General features: G+C 64.5%; 10 protein-coding genes. 5 read left to right on the top strand and 5 right to left on the bottom strand.

Annotated features, from left to right (window positions below):
* Positions 1 to 12 precede the first annotated feature (12 nt).
* Positions 13 to 1038 (top strand): hypothetical protein, encoded by a 1026-nt coding sequence (locus G473_RS0108295; RefSeq protein WP_154667317.1) that lies wholly within the window; start codon positions 13 to 15, stop codon positions 1036 to 1038.
* Between the two features lie 85 nt (positions 1039 to 1123).
* On the opposite strand, the gene G473_RS0108290 is transcribed toward G473_RS0108295, so the two are convergent.
* From G473_RS0108290 to G473_RS0108270, 5 genes are all read right to left on the bottom strand, one after another.
* Positions 1124 to 2719 (bottom strand): MBL fold metallo-hydrolase, encoded by a 1596-nt coding sequence (locus tag G473_RS0108290; protein WP_029012716.1) that lies wholly within the window; start codon positions 2717 to 2719, stop codon positions 1124 to 1126.
* Positions 2719 to 4251 (bottom strand): thymidine phosphorylase family protein, encoded by a 1533-nt coding sequence (locus tag G473_RS0108285; RefSeq protein WP_029012715.1) that lies wholly within the window; start codon positions 4249 to 4251, stop codon positions 2719 to 2721. The genes G473_RS0108290 and G473_RS0108285 overlap by 1 nt, the downstream gene beginning before the upstream one ends.
* A gap of 91 nt (positions 4252 to 4342) precedes the next feature.
* Positions 4343 to 5605, bottom strand: a complete 1263-nt coding sequence (locus tag G473_RS0108280) for an MgtC/SapB family protein (RefSeq protein ID WP_029012714.1) — start codon at positions 5603 to 5605, stop codon at positions 4343 to 4345.
* Between the two features lie 117 nt (positions 5606 to 5722).
* Positions 5723 to 6067, bottom strand: a complete 345-nt coding sequence (locus tag G473_RS0108275) for a chaperone modulator CbpM (protein WP_035706051.1) — start codon at positions 6065 to 6067, stop codon at positions 5723 to 5725.
* On the bottom strand, positions 6064 to 7002 hold the full coding sequence (locus G473_RS0108270; RefSeq protein ID WP_029012712.1) for a DnaJ C-terminal domain-containing protein: 939 nt from the start codon (positions 7000 to 7002) through the stop codon (positions 6064 to 6066). Before G473_RS0108270 ends, G473_RS0108275 begins: the two co-directional genes overlap by 4 nt.
* A gap of 244 nt (positions 7003 to 7246) precedes the next feature.
* On the opposite strand from G473_RS0108270, the gene G473_RS25825 reads away from it, so the two are divergent.
* From G473_RS25825 to G473_RS0108250, 4 genes are all read left to right on the top strand, one after another.
* Positions 7247 to 10024, top strand: a complete 2778-nt coding sequence (locus tag G473_RS25825; protein WP_051330033.1) for an HAD-IC family P-type ATPase — start codon at positions 7247 to 7249, stop codon at positions 10022 to 10024.
* Positions 10025 to 10080: 56 nt separating this feature from the next.
* Positions 10081 to 11175 carry a family 8 glycosyl hydrolase gene (locus G473_RS0108260; RefSeq protein WP_029012711.1) on the top strand — a complete coding sequence of 365 codons (1095 nt, stop codon included), beginning with the start codon at positions 10081 to 10083 and terminating at the stop codon, positions 11173 to 11175.
* A 938-nt stretch (positions 11176 to 12113) separates the two neighbouring features.
* Positions 12114 to 16637 (top strand): UDP-forming cellulose synthase catalytic subunit, encoded by a 4524-nt coding sequence (gene bcsA / locus G473_RS0108255; RefSeq protein ID WP_051330032.1) that lies wholly within the window; start codon positions 12114 to 12116, stop codon positions 16635 to 16637.
* Positions 16630 to 20313 carry a cellulose biosynthesis protein BcsC gene (locus tag G473_RS0108250; RefSeq protein WP_029012709.1) on the top strand — a complete coding sequence of 1228 codons (3684 nt, stop codon included), beginning with the start codon at positions 16630 to 16632 and terminating at the stop codon, positions 20311 to 20313. The genes bcsA and G473_RS0108250 overlap by 8 nt, the downstream gene beginning before the upstream one ends.
* Positions 20314 to 20317: the final 4 nt, after the last annotated feature.

The following is a 20317-nucleotide window of genomic DNA, read 5'->3' as shown; positions in this document are numbered from 1 at the left end:
ACGAGGGTAGAAATGGCCAAGCGCCCCCCACCGCCGCCCACCAAGTTCGGGCCGAAGCTGCCAGCGCAGGCAAAGCAGGAAACTGGCCATCCGGCGCAGCGTATCGCGCCGCCGGCCACACGCTTCGGGGCAACGGTCACGGTGCCACCCCCCGGTCGCCCTGTACCGCCGGGGCACACCCACATCCAGCGCAAGGAAGCGCCGCGTGCCGCCGCATCACCCCTGAAGCCTCCGCCACCGCCCCCCACCCGGTTTGCGATGGGGGGAGCGTGCAACCATATAAGGGCCGCCGGGCCCTTTCGGACCATCCAGCGGGCGGCGATTGACTGGCAGGACAACCCCTGGGGATATTCACTGCACGACATATCAAAGACCGTGTTCAGCAAGGGCAAGGCGCGCAGCGCCGACCTGATGGAGGTTCAATCCTCCTATATTGGCGATAAGCTCTATATCGCCGGGAATTACTCGTTCGCGGCTGGCGGGAATGGCGCGCTGGTAGACAATGGCCGTCTGGATGATCTTTTACCAAAGACCGCCAAGAATAATAACACCGGCTTCACAGTCTATCGGGACAGCACACGACACGAAACATTCGCCCACGGCAATGCCAACACAGCGATACTGGCCGGAAACCTGCATGCTGAACAGAGCCTTCTGCTTCAGATCGCCAAAAGGCTCAAAGCCGGAGATTGCGCACAGAGTACCTTCACCATCATCGGCACCAAAAGGCCATGCAGCATCTGCCACCACGTATTGAAGGCCTTCAACGCCGCCTTGAAGGCCCACTATCCCGGCAAGACCCTGAAATTTGTCAATAAGACGGGCAAGGACACACGGGGCGGCAGCGTCGGCGACATTTCCAATGTGCTGCCTGGGATGAAAAACAATAACGGCAGCACCTTCGACAATTTTGTCGATGCCTTCACGACCGCATATGGCGCTCTGGGTGATTTGGCCGCCTATGATACTTTGGGCGAAGATAATGGCACCCGTACCAATGCCAGCACCAGTTCCGGTGAATTGACCGACGATGGTTGATCAACGCCCTCCCGGTCGGAGGCCTTGGCAAAGGCGGCGCGGCCGGTAGACATTACCAACCACGCGCACCCTTCTCCCCCTGACATCATGCCCCGGAAAGCGCCTTGCGCACCCTTTCCAGCAGAGCCGCGCGATCCGTATCGGAACCGGCGGAACGCAGCTTGTCAGCCAGGGACAGGACCGTCGCGGCATAGCTATTGTGCCAGTCAGGCGTGGACTGGGCCGCACGCGGCAATCGCGGCGGCGGCGCTTTTTCCGTCCCCGTGGTCCGGGCGCCCCGGTCTGTCAGTGCCCAGCTCTGGTCCAGGTCCGGAATATGGATCTTGGCCCCGTCGATCCCGGCCTCCATGAGAGAGGAGCGCAGGGCCACCCGCTCCTGGTCCTCCCCATGCACGACGAAAATCCCGCCGGACACGGGCAGCCGGTCCAGGGTCCAGCGCATCAGGCCGCCCCGGTCGGCATGGCCGGAATAGGCGTCCAGGGTGCGGATGGTTGCCTGTACCGCCACCTCTTCCCCGTGGATACGGACATTGGCCACCCCTTCCTGCAGCAGCCGGCCCAGCGTGGCCGGCGCCTGATAGCCCACCAACAGCACGGTGGCGGACTGGCGCCAGAGGTTGTTTTTCAGATGATGGCGGATGCGCCCGGCCTCGCACATGCCGCTGGCCGCGATGATGATGACATTGCCGGTCAGGCGGTTCAGCCGCTTGCTGCCCTCCACATCCTCAATCATATGCAGGTTGCGGCGGCTGAAGGGCGGCGGTGTGCCGGGCTGGTTGATATCGGGCAGGTTCCGGTCAAAGACGCGGGTGACATTCACCGCCAGCGGGCTGTCCAGGAAGACCTGGGTGGTGGGCAGCGCCCCCTCGTCAAACAGCAGGTCAAGGTCGTAGAGCAGTTCCTGCGTCCGCTCCACCGCAAAGGCCGGGATGATCACTGGCCCGCCCCGGCGGAAAGCCTCCTGCAGTTCCGTCGCCAGCATCTGCCGGCGCAGGACGGCATCAACCACCGGCCGGTCACGCCCGCCATAGGTGGATTCCACCACCAGCCAGTCGGGCCGGTGCGGCCCGGCCGGTGGGGGGTGGAACGGCTTGTCACCGGGGCCCAGATCGCCGGAAAACAGGATGATTACCGGCCCGTCCGCCCCCGGCAGTTCCAGTTCCACCGAGGCGGAGCCCAGTATATGGCCGGCATCCCAGAAGCGGGCACGCACACCCGGCAGCACATCCACCCAGACATCGCGATCCACTGGCCTGATCCGGTCCAGCACCCGTTCCGCGTCAGCGCGGGTATAGATCGGCTGCACCTGGGCACGGCCGCGCTGCCGGTTGCGGAAATTCAGCCGCCGCACCTCCGTTTCCTGGATATGGCCGCTATCGGGCAGCATGAAGGTCAGCAGGTCAGCCGTGCCCCTGGTCGCAATGACCGGCCCCTGGAACCCGTGGCGGTAAAGCTTGGGGATCAGGCCGCTATGGTCGATATGGGCATGGGTCAGCACCAGCGCCTGCGGCACCGAGACATCGAAGGGAAAGTCCCGGTAATTCAGTTCCTGCACCGTCTTGCTGCCCTGGAACAGGCCGCAATCGACCAGCAGGCTGCCGCCTTCGTAACGGACCAGGAAGCAGGAACCGGTGACGCCGCCCGCAGCGCCATGAAAGGTGATGGTCGGATCGACAGACATCACAAACCCTCCAGCCGGGCCGTGACCGGCCCCAGATGATAGCCGTCATTTTCCGCCGCCAACCCGCAGGCAAAGCGGAAATCCACCTCCGTGGCGGCATGGATACGGTAGAGCGGTTCGCCCGCCTGGGCGAAATCCCCCACCTTCTTCAACAGATCAATCCCGGCACCAGGGTCGAACGGGGCACCGGCCAGCCGCGCAATGCGGGAGATGCGGTAGCAGTCGATGGCGGTGACCGTGCCATCATGGTCGGCCACCACATCCTGGAAAAGCCGCCCCAGCGTGGCATCACGCGGCGGCTTGCCCTGCAAGGCCATGATCCGCTGCATGGCGGCCAGGGCCGATCCGTTCTCCAGCAATTCCTGCGCCCGTGCCATGCCGGCCCCACCCCTCAGGCGGGGGTCAAATTCCAGGATGCGGCCAGCCAGGGCCAGGCTGCGTTCGCGCAGGTCCGCGGGCGCCTCGGGCCGGTTTTCCAGCACCGCCATCACATCGCGCGCCTCCAGCACCGGACCGATGCCCCGGCCCACGGGCTGGGTGCCATCGCTGATCGTGACCCGCAGGTTCAACCCGATGGCATCGCCGACATATTCAAACAGCTTGCGCAGGCGCAGCGCATCGTTGGCGCTGCGGACCTTGGCGCTGGGCCCCACCGGCATGTCGATCACCAGATGGGTGGAACCGGCGGCCAGCTTCTTGGACAGGATGGAGGCCACCATCTGTTCGCGCGTGTCGATATTCAACGGCCGCTCGACCGAGATCAGCACATCATCCGCCGGCGACAGGTTGACATGCCCGCCCCAGACCAGACAGCCGCCGGCCTCGCGCACAATTTCCCGCATGCGGGGCAGGTCCACCTCCACATTGGCCAGCACTTCCATCGTATCGGCGGTGCCGGCAGGCGACGTGATGGCGCGGGAGGATGTCTTGGGCATCGGTAGCCCGTGGGCCGCCACGATGGGCACCACGATCATGGAGGTACGGTTGCCGGGAATGCCGCCGATACAATGTTTATCCACCACCAGATCGGCGTCCCAGGACAGCCGCTCCCCCGCCGCCGCCATGGCGCGGGTCAGGTGCAGCGTCTCCGCCGTGGTCATGAAGCCGCCGCAGGCGACCAGGAAGGCCGCCACCTCCACCTTGGCGTACCGGTGGGCGGCGATATCGGCGATGATGGCAGCGAATTGGGCCGCATCCAACTCCCGCCCTTCGATCTTGGCATGCAGCGCATCGCGGCTGTGCGGCGGATGGGGATGGTCCAGGCGGACCCGCGTGCCTTCGGCCAGACCAAAGCGCTGGAAAGCACCCGCCGACAGGCCCAGCGCATCCGCCGCCAGGATGGCCGGATCATCCACCAGATCCAGGGCGGCCAGGATGCGATGACCATCGGCCACCACCTCCACCTTGGCGATGCTCTCAAACTCGGCGGCGCGATAGAGGGTACAGGCCCGCGACAGGAAGGCGACATTCTCGCGCCCCGTCTCGATCCCGATCCGCTTCAGCCGCAATCCCCCCTTTTCGTTCCGCGACATAATGATTGCCTGCGCTGTTATTTCAGCCGCAAGCCTAGGCCTGTATCACCATGTCCCGCCTTGACCTGTATCAAGCGGGGTGCAGGCCCTGTCAGGGGCCGAATGTCAGGGCCAGGCCCCCCGCCGCCAGGGCAAGGACGCTGGCCAGCCCCACCTGCCGGGCAATGCGGATGCCGCCAACCGTACCCGCCATGATCGCCTTGGAAATGGTATTGACGCCCACAGCAATGCCGATCGCCGTCAGTGCCGTCTGCAGGCCGATGGCAGAACCCCCCAGCCGCGCCATGGAGATGGTGACGGCATCGACATCGGCGATGCCGGAAATGGCGGCAACACCCAGCACCGCCTGTTCCCCGATATAGGTTTTGGCAGCGCCAGCCGCCAGCATGACAATAGCGATGAACGCGGCCAGCTTCAGCGCCGTCGCCAGTTCCAGCGGGTTGGAAGGGGCCAGGGTCGCCTGCTGCCCCTGCCCGCTGCGGCCCCAGAGGAACAGCAGCACAAGGGAAGCGACCACCATTACCAGGGTCATCACCGCCGCCGGAACAGCCAGGGCACCTGCCAGTGTCGGGTTCAACAGGATGGCCAGCAACGCGACGCGCACCACCATGACACAGCCCGCCACCAGGATGCCGGCGGACAGCAGCGGTTCCATCCCCGGATGGGTACGGCCGAACCGGGCCAGTGTCAGCGTTGTGGCGGTGGAAGAGGCCAGCCCCCCCGCCAGGGCCGCCAGGATGATGCCCAGCCGGTCACCAAACAGGCGGATGGCGACATAGCCGCCGAAGGAAATGGCCGCGATCAGGATCGCCAGCATCCAGATTTCCGTCGGGTTCACCGCTTCCCACGGGTCCACCGTGCGGTTGGGCAACACCGGCAGCAGCAGGAAAGACATGGCCAGCAGCACCAGAACGGCCCGGATTTCCTCCCATTTCAGGTCGCGCAGCCAGCGATGCAGCGGGTCGCGCAGCGCCAGAAGCATGGTCATGGCGACCGCCACGGCAACAGCCACGCGCACTTCCCCCAGCACGGCATAGGTCCCCAGAAGGAAGGTGAGGATACCGGCCACCGTGCCGGTGGCGCTGACATCGCTATCTGTCCGGGCTTCCATAAGATGGAAGGCGATGAAAGCCAGTGCATGGGCCAGCAGGGCGAAACCAACCACCCAGGGCGTCGTTATCTGCGCCACCAAGCCGGCGACGCCCCCCAGCAGACCGGACAGGGCAAAGGTGCGCAGGCCCGCCGCCCGCGCGCCCGCCGCCGCCTCACGCAATTTCCAGCCGCGCTCCAACCCCACCAGCAGGCCGATGGCCAACGCCACGGCCATCCGGCTCAACAACCCTACCTCATCCATGCAACGGCGCCCCTGCCCGATACGTGCTTATCCTTGGCCCTCCGGCTCGTCAGCCAAAGGACGTGGTGATCATAAAGGATTGTTGTGAAACTGGTATATCGTCCTTGGCAGGCGATGCTAGATGCCAGGGTCGCTATCCCGGCTTTCCGCCGCCAGCAGGCGCTGGCAAAGCTGGGCACGGCTGTCCTCCGGCAGTTCCAGCATGGCACCCGCCAGCAGCTTTACCCGGCGGCGCAGGCGATGGACCTGATCCAGCAGCGACAGCACGACGGGCACCGCTTCCGCATCCACGCCCATTGTCTCCCGCAGGTCCACGATCAGGCGCGCCCGCGCCAGATCGGTGTCGGAGAAGCTCAGCCCCTCCTCGTCCGCCAGGGGCAGCAGCCAATGCTGCTCCACCCAGATTGCCAGTTCCGCCGGGGCCACGCCGCACAGCCCGGCCACATCCTCCAGCCGTCTCATGGTTCCATCCCCGCCTTGCGTCGCACGTCATAATCCTTGGCCTCCCAGTTCTCCAGGAACCGGGCCAGCGCCTCGTCACCGCCCTCGGGCAGCACGATGCGCAATTTCACATATTGGTCACCCGCCGGGCCGCCGGCACGGTCAGGCACACCCTTGCCCTTCAACCGCAGCATCGTGCCACTGTTCGACCGGGGCGGAATGGTCAGCATGACCGGGCCGCTGACCGTGGGCACGGCCACCTTGGCGCCCAAAACCGCCTCGGTCAGTGTCACCGGCAGGTCCAGATGGATATCCTGGTCCTTGCGGGTGAAGAAGGCGTGGGGCTGCACATGCAGCTCGATATAGGCATCGCCGGCGGGCGCCCCGTTCAGGCCCGGCCCGCCCTGGCCCTTCAGACGCAGCGTCTGCCGGTCCCGGCTGCCGGGCGGGATGGTGACATCCAGCACACGCCCATCCGGCAGGGTCAGGCGCCGCTTGGCACCCACTGCCGCATCCAGGAATTCCACCCGCAGGGAATAGGAGACATCCTCCCCCCGCCGTTTCATCCCGCTGCGTCCACCCGGTCCGCCGCCCGCCATGCGGCCGAACAGTTCTGCCAGCAGATCCTCATCCAGCCCGGCACCGCCGCCGAATCCCTGCTGATAGGCGCCGGCCTGCGGCCCTTCGGCGAAATCCCGATAGAAGCCGCGCGGCGCCTGTTCCTGTCCGCTGGCATCAATCTCCCCCCGGTCGAACCGGGCGCGCTTATCGGCATCGCTGAGAAGCTCGTAAGCCAAGGTGATATCTTTGAAGCGGTCCACCGCCGTCGCATCACCGGGGTTGAGATCGGGGTGATGCTTCTTGGCCAGTTTGCGATAGGCCGATTTGATCTGGGCAGCCGTGGCATCACGCGCCACGCCCAGAATGGTATAGGGATCGGAAAGTGACTGGCTCATCACCTGCCTCTCGTCAAAACGGGATCCGCAACGCTGCCCCTTCAACAGTCGGAGAGCACCGGGCGTTCCCATGATCGGTTAAAGGGCCCTTCTGTGCCCATGACATGGGTCAATAGAAGGGCAAATGATGATCGGTTTGTCGCCGCTTCTTTTGCCGGGCCATCTATTTGACATGGGTCAAGGTCCGCAAAGCCGCTCGCATCCTATTGTCCCCGCGACCCGCCGACGGAGAAGGAAACGCGACATGCCCCCCACCAGCAGCCGCCCCTCCCCCAACCCCGCCGATAAGGCCGATCCGCTGTGGCATGCCATACCGGCCACGGAGGTGTTGGATCATCTGGACAGCGCCACAGCAGGATTGTCGCCAGCAATGGTGGAGGATCGGCGCCGCCTCTATGGCCCCAATCGCCTGCCGGCGCCGGCCCAGCGGGGACCGCTGCGCCGCTTTCTGGAGCAGTTCAATAATCTGCTGATCCTGCTGCTGCTGGGTGCTGCTGTGATTGCCGCCCTGCTGAAGCATCCGGTGGATGCGGGCGTTATTGTCCTTGTCGTTCTGGTCAACGGAATTGTCGGCTTCATCCAGGAGGGCAAGGCGGAAAGCGCCATGGCCGCCATCCGGAACATGCTGCAGCCCTCCGCCGCCGTGCTGCGGGGCGGCCACCGGATCACGGTGGAGGCGGCCGATCTGGTGCCGGGCGATATCGTGCTGCTGGAAGCGGGTGACCGTGTGCCCGCCGATCTGCGTCTGCTGCGCGGCAGCGGCCTGAAGGTGGATGAGGCCCCCCTGACGGGGGAATCCGTCCCGGTGGAAAAGGATGTCAAACCCCTTCCTGCCGATACCGCCCTGGCTGATCGCGCCTGCATGGCGTTTTCCGGCACCCTGGTGACGGCGGGGCAGGCCACTGGCATCGTGACCGCTACCGGTCTGCAAACGGAATTGGGGCGGATCAGCAGCCTGATCCAGTCGGTCGGCGATATGCGCAGCCCCTTGCTGCTGCAAATCGACCGGTTCGCCCGGCATCTTTCCTTCATCATTATCGGCCTGTCGCTAGTGCTGCTGGCGGTGGCGCTGTTCGTGCGGCAGATGCCGATGGACGAAGGCTTTCTGCTGATCGTCGGGATCGCGGTTGCCTTCATCCCGGAGGGGCTGCCCGCCGTGCTGACCATCACACTGGCCATTGGCGTGCAGCGGATGGCGGCCCATAACGCCATCATTCGCCGGCTGGCGGCGGTGGAAACGTTGGGATCGGTGGATGTAATCTGTTCCGACAAGACCGGCACCCTGACCCGCAACGAGATGATCGTGGAAACGGCCCGCGTGCCGGAGGCGGAATGGCGCGTCGGCGGGACCGGCTATGCCCCGATCGGCGATATAGCCGGGCCGGAAGGCGCCGTGACAGCAACCGACAATTCATGCCTGGAGGCACTGAGCCGGGCGGCCATGCTGTGCAATGACGCCGCCCTGCACCATACCGACGGGGAATGGAGCGTGGCCGGCGACCCGATGGAAGGCGCGCTGCTGGCCTTCGCCATGAAAGCCGGGCTGGACCCGGCAGCGGAAGCAGGGGCATGGCCCCGCCGCGACGCCATCCCCTTCGATGCCGGCCACCGTTTCATGGCCACCCTGCATGATGACCGGCAGGGCGCCGCCATCATCTTTGCAAAGGGGGCACCGGAACGGCTGTTGACCATGTGCGGTCAACAACAGGGACCGGATGGCATAAGGCCCCTGGACAGTGGCTTCTGGCAGACAGAGGTGGAGCGGCTGGCAGGTCGCGGCCAGCGCGTCCTGGCCTTTGCCGCCAAACAGGTGCCCTATCCCGCCGGTGACCTGTCCTTCCCCGTCGTGGAAGCCGGCGATCTGGTCCTGCTGGGGGTCGTGGGGCTGGTCGACCCGCCACGGGAAGAGGCGATGGCCGCGATTGCCGAATGCCATCGGGCCGGCATTTCGGTGAAGATGATCACGGGCGACCATGCCGGCACGGCCGGTGCCATCGCCGCCCAGTTGGGCCTGCAACAGACCGACCATGTCGTGACCGGCCGGGAACTGGCCGCCATGGACGATACGGCCCTGGCCCGCTGCGCCCAGGAAAGCGACGTGTTCGCCCGCACCACGCCGGAAGACAAGCTGCGGCTGGTGGAAGCCCTGCGCAGCGGTGGCCGCATCATCGCCATGACAGGAGACGGGGTAAATGATGCCCCGGCCCTGAAGACAGCCGATGTCGGTGTCGCCATGGGCAAGCGCGGAACAGAAGCCGCCAAGGAAGCCGCCCAGATGGTGCTGGCGGATGATAATTTCGCCTCCATCGTCGCAGCGGTGCGTGAAGGACGCACCGTGGGCGACAATGTGCGCAAGGTGATCGCCTGGACCCTGCCCACCAATGGCGGCGAGGTGCTGTGCATGATCCTGGCCTTGCTGCTGGGCACGCTGATGCCCATGACGGCGGTTCAGATCCTGTGGGTGAACATGGTCACGACTGTGGCCCTGGGCCTTATCCTGGCGTTCGAACCGATGGAGGATGGCGCCATGCGCCGCCAACCCCGGGCGAAGGATAAGGGCATCCTCTCCGGCTTCCTGGTCTGGCGCATCGTCCTGACCTCTTTCCTGTTCCTGGGCGGGGTCAATATCGCGCTCTACTGGGTGCTGGGTCAGGGCCGCCCGGTGGAGGAGGCACGGACCCTGGTGGTGAATGCCGTGGTCGTGATGGAACTGTTCTATCTCTTCTCCGTGCGCTATCTGCACATGACCTCCCTGACCTGGCGGGGGGTGCTGGGCACACCGGCGGTCCTGCTGGGGGTGGTTGGCACCGTGGTGCTGCAACTGGCCTTCACCTATCTGCCGGTCCTGAACGCGTTGTTCGACACAAGGCCGCTGCCTTTCACTGACGGGCTGGTTGCTGTCGGCATCGGCGTGTCACTGTTGCTGCTGCTGGAAATGGAGAAGCTGATCCGTCGGTGGCTGTTCCACCCGGACCGCCATGCGGGCACGCATCCGGGAAAAGATCACGGCCATCCGGCTTGACCCGGTATGGTTGCCCCCCTAGCTTCAGGGCCAGGTTGTTTGAAGAACGGATTGTGATGTCCCTGCCCTTGTCCCGCCGTACCCTGATGCTGACCGCCGCTGCTGCGGGGATCGCGCCGACATCCGGGGTCGCCGCTGCGCCCGTTGATGCCGCAGCAGGGTCACCCTTCGAAGCGGCTTGGGCCATTTATCGCCGGCGCTTCGTGCGGGTCGCGGGGCGGGTGGTTGATACAGGCAACAAGGGGGTCAGCCATTCTGAAGGGCAAGGCTGGGGCATGCTGTTCGCTGAAGCCGCCGGCGACAAGGAAAGCTTCCGGGCCTTATGGGAATGGACCCGCACCCATTTACGCCGCGAGGAAGATGGGCTGCTGGCCTGGCGGTGGTTGCCAGACACGGATAACCCAGTGCCGGACCGCAACAATGCCGCCGATGGCGATATCCTTGTTGCCTGGGCGCTGGCCCGCGCCGCCGCGCGGTGGGACGATGGCGGGTTCAGGGACGCGGCATTGGCCCTCAGCCGCGCTATCCTGGACCATCTGGTCGTGCGTGAAGGACCGATGGCACCGGTTCTGTTACCGGGGGTGCAGGGTTTCCGCCGGGCGGAAGGCATAACTCTCAATCCCTCCTATTATGTTTTTCCTGCTCATCCGATTTTGGCGCGTCTGGCGGAAACGGCAGGAGACACCGATGCCGCGATGCTGTGGCAGGAATTGTCGCTTACCGGTTTGCAGGTGATGCGGCGGGCCCGGTTCGGCAAATATGGCTTGCCGCCGGACTGGTTGCTGGTCGGCGCCGATGGCAGCGTCGCACCCGACCCCCGTTTCCCGCCCCGCTTTGGCTATGATGCTGTCCGCGTCCCGCTTTATCTGGCCTGGGCCGGGCTGTTGGATGCCGAACTGGCTGCGCCGTACCGCGCCTTATGGTCGACCGGTATCCCCGGCTGGGTGGATCTGGAAACCGATGCCATCGCCCCTTATGAGGAACGCAACGGGTATCGCAGCGTCGCGGAACTGGCCCTGCAGGTCACCAATCTGGGACGCGAGCCGGGAAGCACTGCCCTGGCTGCCATACCGGGGTCGGAGGATGATTATTATTCCGCCAGTTTGATGCTGCTGGCCAAACTGGCATCTGCGGAAGGGCGGCAGCGCTGATCTGCGCCCCGCAGACCATGCTTGGGCTTTCATCCCAAACCCGACAACCATGAGGCCATTGCCCCGTGGTAGCTTTGCCATGGCGCGCCCCTCTTTCGCGCCTGCGCAGGACAGCGCCCTTTTCAGCGGGAAAAATATCAAATTCAGGTTGCACACCGAATAAAATATCGACACCCAAATTGCGGGCGATACATCAATACGATGTATCCTTACGTTTAGGACCCCTTGTTTGCGAGGTCCCGAAATCACCCCTTCGTTGCTAAAAAATCTATAAAAATCAATTAATTAAATTACACGCCTGTGAGGGCATGGCACATAGAAGCAATTTATCATGAATTTTTATATAATTTTAATAGACGCGCTGTATGATCATATTTAATAATAATCGTGGCGCATCGTTCAACATATGAACCGGTTAACCTGCCGGATCATTGACGCTTAGAAGACTACGATCCTCGTTATAATGCGTTAACATGGCGGTTCCCATGTGTGCCTCACAAGCAGATATCATATATCTCATGGAGAAATCTGGAATTTCTGACTTCACGTACTTTGAGTTGTCAGATATCCGCCATGATACGCCCGTAGATATTTTTACTGAGGTTCGCCAACTGTTGCCACAGGCGACGATGGCAGCAGGTGTCTCGACACCGCCGGCTCAGGTTACAACCCTAAAGCATGCTGCATCGCACTCAAAACCAGGGCCCGTCCGACAGAAGCCACCTCGCATTGAAGCAAAGCCGGTGCAGCCAGCACCCGTCATCCCCCCGCCACAGCCACCCTCTCCGGCTGCAAGCGACCCGCCCATCGCCGATCTGTTCCAACGGATTTCCCGTCCTCTTCCCACGCAGCCCCCGTCGCCCGCCAGCGGCGAAGACGGGCTGAACAGTCTTTTCCGCCGTCTGCGGTAAGCACAGCCAAGCCATCATGTGAGCGCAATGACCGATAGTGCCTTCCTTCGCCAGAACAAGGCCCCCTCCAGGGGCGCTTATGGTTTGGGTGAAAAGCTGAGGTCCAACCAGTTGCGTTGGGTCATCGCTCTCGGTTGCCTGCTGCTCCTGCCGCTGATCACGGTGCCCGCTTCCGCGCAGGCCCAGTTCGTGTTGACCGGGGCCGTTCTGCTTCTGCTGCTGGTCCTGTCGCGCCGCCGTGGCCGGCGCTGGACCGTGCTGCTGATGGTCGTTTCCGTGATTGTCAGCACCCGGTATCTCTGGTGGCGTCTCACGGAAACCCTGGCGCTTGACAACCCCCTGCAAGCCGCGTTGAGCATCGGCCTGCTGCTGGCGGAGCTATATGGCTGGGTGGTCATGGTGCTAGGCTATATGCAGTCCGCATGGCCCCTGGGCCGCAAGCCCGTCCCCCTGCCGGAGGATATTTCCGTCTGGCCGGTGGTGGATGTGATGATCCCCACCTACAATGAAGGCCTGGACATCGTCCGCAACACGGTCTGGGCCGCACAGGCGATGGACTGGCCGCGGGACCGGCTGCGCATCCATCTTCTGGATGATGGCAAACGCACCGAATTCAAGGAATTCGCTGAGGAATGGGGGGTGAGTTACATCATCCGCCCTGACAATAAACATGCCAAGGCCGGCAACCTGAACCATGCAATGACGAAGACCGATGGTGAGTTCATCGTGATCTTCGATTGTGACCACATACCCAATCGCGCCTTCCTGCAAATGACGATGGGCGGGTTCCTCACCGATCCGCGTCTGGCCCTGGTACAGACGCCGCACCATTTCTATTCGCCCGATCCGTTGCAGCGCAATCTGGGCGCCGGCCAGCGCCTGTCGGGCGAGGGTCTGCTTTTCTATGGCCTGGTTCAGGACGGCAACGATCTGTGGGACGCCGCTTTCTTCTGCGGTTCCTGCGCCATCCTGCGCCGTAGCGCCATTGAGGAAATTGGCGGTTTTGCCGTGGAAACAGTGACGGAGGACGCGCATACAGCGCTGCGCCTGCACCGTCACGGCTGGCATTCAGCCTATCTGCGCATGCCGCTGGCCGCCGGTCTGGCAACGGAGACGCTGGCAGCGCATCTGGGGCAGCGCGCCCGCTGGGCACGCGGGATGCACCAGATCTTCCGGGTGGACAACCCCTTGTTCGGGCCCGGCCTGAGCCTGGTCCAGCGCGCCTGTTACATGAATGCGATGATGCATTTCTTCTTCCCGCTGCCGCGCATCGTCGTGCTGACGGCCCCGCTGGCTTACCTTGTGCTGAATGTGAATGTCATGGTCACCAGTGCGGCGACCGTCCTGGGTTATGCCCTGCCGCACCTGCTGCTGGCCGTGGCGGCAAACCACCGCATCCAGAAGAAATATCGCAGCCTGTTCTGGGGCGAGGTTTATGAAACCGTGCTGGCTTTCCAGCTGGTGCTGCCGACGATCGTCACCCTTCTGAACCCCAGCAAGGGGAAGTTCAACGTGACGGAGAAGGGCGGCCTGCTGGGCTTTGGCTTCTTCGACCGCCGGGCGGTGATGCCACAACTGCTCACCATCCTGCTGCTTCTGATCGGCTACGCCTATGGGCTGAACCGTTATCTTCAGGCCGATCTGGAAAAAGGGGAAGTCGGCGTCCTGCTGATCAACATGTTCTGGGCCTCCTTCAACATCATGATCCTGGCCGCTGCAGCGGCTGTGGGTATCGAGAAGCGGCAGGCCCGCCGCCATGTCCGGATCGACCTGGAATTGCCGCTGATGCTGCATCTGGCCAATGGCAAATCCTATCCAGCAACCAGCCTGGATATTTCCATGGGCGGCATCCGCATGAAGATGGCGGACCAGCCGCCGCCCGCCGGCACCCCCGTAGTCCTGGAAATGGAATTGCGCGGCGCCCCGCTGCTGTTGCCGGCGCATGTGGTGAGCGACCAGCCCCATTCCATCCGCGTGGCTTTCCACGAGCTGAGCATGGAGCAAAAGCGCCTGCTGGTCCTGGCCACCTTTGGCCGGGCCGATATCTGGCTGGATTGGGACCGGACACAGACCACGGGGCTGATCGGCTCCCTGCATCGCATCCTGATCAGCGCGATCGGGCTGGTGAAACATTGGTGGCAACGGCTGCGCAGCCGCCCCACGCCGGCGCCTGTTTCCCTTCCCCCCTCTTTGGCGGCCCCAGCCGCAATGCCGATGGCCGGATTGCCCCCCATGACAGAAACACCGATGGAAAAGCCCCGGTTGCGCATTGTGCGGCCAACGGTGGCCATCCTGGCGCTGCTATGCGCGGGCACCGCATTGCTGCCGGCCCCGCCCGCACGGGGGCAGGAGTCCTCGGTCACCGGCACACCGGCCATCGCCCCCAGCATCACCACCCGCTACCAGACCTTGCAACTCGGCACCCTGGCCGGTGGTGAGGGGGCGCTGACCATGCGCGGCGTGCTGGATCGACGCTCCATTGCTTTTTCCATCCGCCGGGACGAGGTGGCGACCGCCGCCGCCTTGACCCTGCGCCTGGGCAACTCGCCCTCTTTGATGAAGAATATCAGCCACCTGAAAGTGTCGCTGAACGACGAGTTGCTGGGCAGCGTCGCCCTGGGGCCGGATACGGCTGACGGGCATGTGCTGGAACTGCCGATCAACCCGCTGCTGTTGCAGGCGGATAATCGCCTGGGGCTGGAATTTGTCGGCCATTACACGACGGATTGTGAAGACCCGCTGCATTCCGCGCTCTGGGCGGCAGTCAACCCGTCCTCCACGCTGCGGCTCAGCCTTCAGCGCCTGCCGGTGGCGCCGGATCTGGCCCAATTGCCGCGCCCCTTCTTCGATGACAAGGATGTCGGCGCGCTGACCCTGCCCTTCGTCCTGGGCGCACAGCCGGGCACGGGGGTGCTGCGTGCGGCCGGTATTGTCGCCTCCTGGCTGGGGATGGAGGCCGATTACCGGCCGGCGCATTTCCCCGTCCATAGCGACGACCTGCCCGACGATAACGCCATATTGGTTGCCACACCGGCCAGCAAACCGACCGGGCTTGACCTGGGGCCGATTGATGGTCCGACGCTGGCCGTCATCCCCAACCCGATGTCGCCGGGCAAACGGCTGCTGCTGGTCCTGGGCCGCAATGATGAGGAACTGCGCGCCGCAGCCCTGACGCTGGCCTTGGGCGGGGCGGGCTTGTCCGGGGAACGGGCCGCCGCCCGCCAGCCATTGCTGATGCCGCGCCAGCCCTATGATGCCCCGCGCTGGTTGCCGACCGGTCGCAAGGTGCGGCTGGGTGAATTGCTGCCCCCTGACCAGTTGCAGAGCAACGGGCTCCAGCCCGCGCCGGTCAGCCTGTCCTTCAACATGGCGCCCGACCTGTTTGTCTGGCGCAATCGCGGCGTGCCGGTCGATGTGCGCTTCCGCTATCCCGGTGGTGCTTGGCTGGACCTGAAGCAATCCCGCCTGGATGTGACGCTGAACAATACCTACATCACCAGCCTGAAATTGCGGGAAGACTGGCTGACCGACTGGTTCCGCACCTCACTGCTGGATGATTACCAGCGCCGCGACCGGCCGGTGCAACTGCCGCCCTACCTGTTCTATGGGCGCAACCGTCTGGAATTTTATTATAATCTCTATCCCGTGGATCGGGGCACCTGCCAGCCGACAGTGCCCAACAATCTGCGCACCGGCATCGATGCCGATACTGAAATCGACCTGACCGACGTGAAGCATTTCACGCCGATGCCCAATCTGGCCCATGTCGCCACGGCCGGCTTCCCCTTCACCCGGCTGGCCGACCTGTCGGAAACGACGATTGTGCTGCCTGACCAACCCAAGGCCGGGGAGGTCGAGGCGTTTCTTGACTTCCTGGCCCTGACCGGGTCTGCGACCGGCTATCCGGCAACCCAGTTCCAGATCAGACCATCCGGGACCGGCGATGACATGCTGGCCCGGCAGGATCTGGTGGTGATTGGCGATTTCAGCCGTCAACCGCTGCTGCAGCGCTGGGGCGCCCACGCCCCGCTGCGCCAGTCCGGTGATACCATCACCTTGAACACAGTAAGCCCGCTCTATCGCCTCTACACCATGCTGGACGAGGTGCCTGTGGGCGGCAGCAACGGCACGGCGGAAGAGGCGGAACGGGCGCTGGTGGTGCGTGGCGGCGATCTGGCCGTGCTGATGGGCTTCCAGTCCCCGGTGACGGCGGGGCGCAGCGTGGTGGCCTTCACCGGCACGTCGGAGGCCATGCTCTCCCGCCTTGTCGGCGCCCTGCGGCAGGAAGATCTGGCCAAGAAGGTGCAAGGCGATCTGGTGATCCTGAATGGCGGCGACCTGCGCAGCTTCCAGGTCGGCCCGCGCTATTGGGTCGGTTCGCTGGATGTGCTGACCCGGCTGCAATGGATGGCCAGTCAGCATCACGGCCTCGTGCTGCTGCTGGGTCTGCTGGCTATTGGATTGATCACTATTCCTACCATCATCCTGCTCCGACGGCGGGCGGCCCGGCGGGTGGCCCAAGGTGCCGGCGAGGAGATGTCCGATGAGTAAATTCTCCTCCTCCCTCGCTGCCCTGGCCTTGGCTGGCCTGCTGGCGCTGGCGGTGCCCGCACAGGGTGCCGCCGATGCCATCAGCCTGTTGCTGGAGAAGGCGGAATATTGGGCCCGCCGCGACCGGACCGATCTGGCCGAAGAGGCGCTGAACACTGTGCTGGCCACGTCGCCGGGCAATCCGGACGCACTGGCGCGGCTGGCGGAGCTGGAGGCCGACCGGGGCAACCGCGCCAAGGCCGACGCGCTGCTGCGTGAGCTGGCAGCGAAGAGCCATGACAGCCAGCGGGTGGAGCAGGCGGCCAATGCGGTGAAAACCGCTGGCAGCCGGCAGTCTGCCCTGATTGAGGCACGACGTCTTGCCTCCTCGCGGGATTTTGCCGGCGCGGTCGCCAAATATCGGGAGAGTTTCGGGGGAACACCGCCATCCGGCACCCTGGCGCTTGAATTTTACCAGACCCTGGCCGGCACCGATGCCGGATGGGCAGAGGCGCATGCCGCCCTGCGCAGGCTGGCTGCCGCAGAGACAGCGGATGAGGCAACCAGACTGGCCTATGCCCGCGTGCTGACCTATCGGGAAGGGACACGGCGGGAGGGCATCGCCCTGCTGGAAAAAATGTCGGCCCAGGGCCCCCTGAATGCCGAGGCGCGACGCGCCTGGCGCGACGCCTTGCTGTGGCTGAACCCCGGCAAGGCGGATAAGGCGGCCTATGACACCTACCTGGCGCTGGCGCCGGGGGATGAACAGGTGCGCGCCCGCTTCAACCAATCCTCCCGCCCGGCCCCCACTGTCGGCGCGGCACGGGCCCGTGGCTATGCAGCGCTGGAACGCGGCGATCTGGCAGGGGCGGAAAGCAATTTCAACGCCGCCCTTGTGGAAAACAATGCCGATGCGGAAGCCCGCGCCGGTATCGGGCTGGTGCGCCTCAAGCAATCGCGCTTTGCCGAGGCGGCGGACCTGCTCTCCACCGCTGGCAAGGCGGCCCCGGCCCAGGCCGGCAAATGGCAACCGGCCCTGAACAGTGCCCGCTTCTGGCAGACCATGACCGGGGCGCGGCAGACCATGAATGCCGGCAATCTGACCGCCGCCGCAGAGGAAGCCCGCAAGGCTGCATCCATGCCGGGGGCCGAAGCCAATGCCGCGCGCCTGCTGCTGGCCGATATCCAGAATCGCAGCAATGATTTTGCCGGTGCGGAGGCCAGTTACCGTCTGGTTCTGGCCTCTGACCCCCGCAATGGCGATGCGCTGACCGGCCTGACCAGCGCCCTCATCCAGCAGGGCCGGGAATATGATGCCGAACAGATGATCGCCGGGCTGGACCCGGCCTTGCGCGGTCGCGTGTCGGAGTATCCGCGCATGAAGGCGTCCATGCTGCGCGCCCAGGCCGCCGGATTGATGAAAAGCGGCGACGCCATGGGCGCGCGCAGCCGCTTTGCCGAAGCGCTGGCCCTGACACCGGATGATCCATGGCTGCGCCTGGATTATGCCCGTCTGCTGTTGCAGCATCAGGAAGATGGGATGGCCGCCGATATCATGGCCCCCACCCTTCAATCCGGCACGCCGGAAGGGTTGCACGCCGCCGCCCTGTTCAATTCCGAGCGGGACCGGTGGCAGGAAACAGCAGACCTGCTGGAGCGCATCCCCACCGCCGAGCAGACGGCAGAACAGCGGGAATTGTTGCAGAAGGCCCGGCTGCGGGATCAGATTGACGCCATCAGACAGATGGGCCTGACACTGGCAGAGCAGCGGGAGAAGATGCTGGCGCTGCGCGGCCACGCCACCACGCCGGAAACACGCGCCACCCTGGCATCCGCCGTGGCCGATACCGGCGCGCTGCCGGAAGCGCTGGCCCTGCTGCGCCCAGAGTTACAGCGCGCGCAAACCCGTCCCGGCACCCAGATGCAATATGCACTGCTGCTGCTGCGGGCCGAACGCCGGACCGAAGCCATCGGCATCATGCGCCAGTTGGACACGCGCAGTGACCTGACGCCAGCCGAACGGCAGGCGCTGAACGGACTGCGGACAGCCCTGGCCGTCTATGATGCCGATACCGCGCGGGAGCAGGAAAACTATGCCGATGCCTATGACGCCATCGCGCCGTTGTTCCGTGAGAAGCCCGACGACGCCAACGTCTCCCAGGCCCTGGCCCGCATTTACATGAGCGCGGGCCGTCCGGGCGAGGCTTTGAGCCTGTTTGAAGGGGCACTGCGCCGCGATCCGGAGAATATCGACGCCGCCCGGGGCGCCATCGACGCCGCCATTGCTGCCGGCAAAACCAACCGGGCCGACACGTTGTTGAGCGCCGTGCGGCGGGAAAACCCCGCCGATCCCCGCCTGACCCTGCAACAGGCCCGTCTGACACGGGCGGAAGGATCACCCCGCGCGGCCTTGACCACGCTGGAACGGGCGCGGGAGCAACGGCTGGCGGAACTGGGCACATCTGCGCCTGACCGCGCCATGCGCGCTTCCGGTAACCCGTTCCGCAACCGCAGCACCGATGTGGGCGACGCCGATGCGCCGGATGATAAATTGCTGGCGGCGATTGAGCAGGAACAGCAGAGCATCCGCACCGCGCTGGCGCCACAGCTTGTCGCCGAGGTGGATGCCCGTTACCGCTCCGGCGAGCGGGGCATGAGCCGCCTGAGCGAAGGGACGATGCGGGGTGGTTTCTCCCTGCCTTTGTTCGGCGATGACCGGCTGACCGCTACCGGCACCCTGGTGCATGTGGAAGCGGGGTCTTTCGACCAGGATGCCGACGCCTATCGCCGCTTCGGCAGCAGCATGTTCCAGGGGGAAGGCTCTGCCATTCGGCCGCCGAAGCAGACGGATGATGGCGTGGCCCTGAATCTGGCCTATAGCCGCAACAATTTCAGCATCGATATCGGCTCCACGCCGATCGGCTTCCTGCTCTCGCGTCCCCAGGGCGGTATCCAGTGGGAACCGCAACTGACGGACAGCTTCCAGCTTCGTGTCAGTGCTGAACAACGCCCGGTGACGGACAGTATCTTGAGCTATGCCGGCACGATCGACCCGGTGACGGGCCGTAAATGGGGCGGTGTGGACAGCACCGGCGGCAGCTTCGGCGGTGTTTACGATACTGGCACCATCGGTCTTTATGCCGATTTCAGCTATGCTGACCTGTCCGGCACCAATGTCGCCGGCAATAACAAGAAGGAGGCCAGCCTCGGTGGCTTCCTGCGCCTGATCAAGAAGGCGGAAACAGAAATGACAGTTGGCGTCAATGTCACGACGCTCGATTACAAGCGTAACCTGCGCTACTTCACCTTCGGTCATGGCGGCTATTTCAGTCCGCAACAATTCTACTCTCTGACCATACCGGTGGAATATCGCGGCCAGGACGGTGACCTTTCCTATAAGCTGGGTGCCGGGGTGGGTGTGCGTCACTTCAAGGAGGATGCCTCCCCCGTCTTTGCCGGCTCCCGGGAGGGACAGGCGGCGCTGGAGGCGCTGATACCGGACCGCTGGAACGACCCGCGCTTCCGTACCTATTACGATGCTCAGACCGATACCGGCATCGGGTATAATCTGGACGCGTCCATTGATTACCGATTGTCGCCGGGCATCACCCTGGGCGGTGGGGTAAAGGTCCGCCGGGCAGCCGACTGGACGGAAGGCAGCGCCATGATCCGACTGAAATCCACCTTTGGAGATTGAGCCC

This window comes from Niveispirillum irakense DSM 11586 (assembly GCF_000429645.1).
GTDB classification, from domain to species: domain Bacteria; phylum Pseudomonadota; class Alphaproteobacteria; order Azospirillales; family Azospirillaceae; genus Niveispirillum; species Niveispirillum irakense.
Note: the sequence above shows the minus strand (reverse complement) of the source record. Positions and strands in the feature narration are given on the sequence as shown.